1 pseudogene is annotated in these 508 nt (G+C 40.4%); it reads right to left on the bottom strand.

The features are described 5' to 3' along the window. Window positions 1-127: 127 nt before the first annotated feature. Window positions 128-508, bottom strand: a pseudogene (locus AB4653_RS19660) (hypothetical protein); the annotation flags it as partial.

The following is a 508-nucleotide window of genomic DNA, read 5'->3' as shown; positions in this document are numbered from 1 at the left end:
CATGGGGCGGATACGTTTGAGTTGTAACTTACTGCTTTATTGAAATTCTTCAGGGGAAAACTTTTCGTCGAAGCATCATGATTTGTGTACCCGAAAGCCAATCTATTTCGGTCATTTATTGTCATTGTTATAGGCTATTGAAATGTAGACCAAAAGACGAAGCTGCCGTATAAGCAGCATACGCAAAACAAACGAATGAACCTAAGACAACAACTATTGTAACTGCGTTAATAGCATGACCAATTTTGTCCTTATGATGTCCATAACACAACTGAGATAGATATGTTGTTGCAGTAGCAAAAGCAGCTGTAAGCAGACCTGCACAAAAGATCAATATAGATAAACTTAAAGCCGAAGTGACATTAACGGAAGAACCTTCAGTCCATATCTTTCCTGTGAATGCTAAAAGCGCAGCAGCGGCACCGCCATTTATAACCATACTGGCTTTTAATGCAGCCTGCCCCGCGGTAATAACGGATTTAAATAACTCAACAGAGTGAGCAGAGAC

The sequence above is a fragment of the Vibrio sp. 10N.222.48.A3 genome (genome assembly GCF_041475345.1).
Taxonomy (GTDB): Bacteria; Pseudomonadota; Gammaproteobacteria; order Enterobacterales; family Vibrionaceae; genus Vibrio; species Vibrio tasmaniensis_A.
This window is presented reverse-complemented; position numbering and strand designations above follow the sequence as displayed.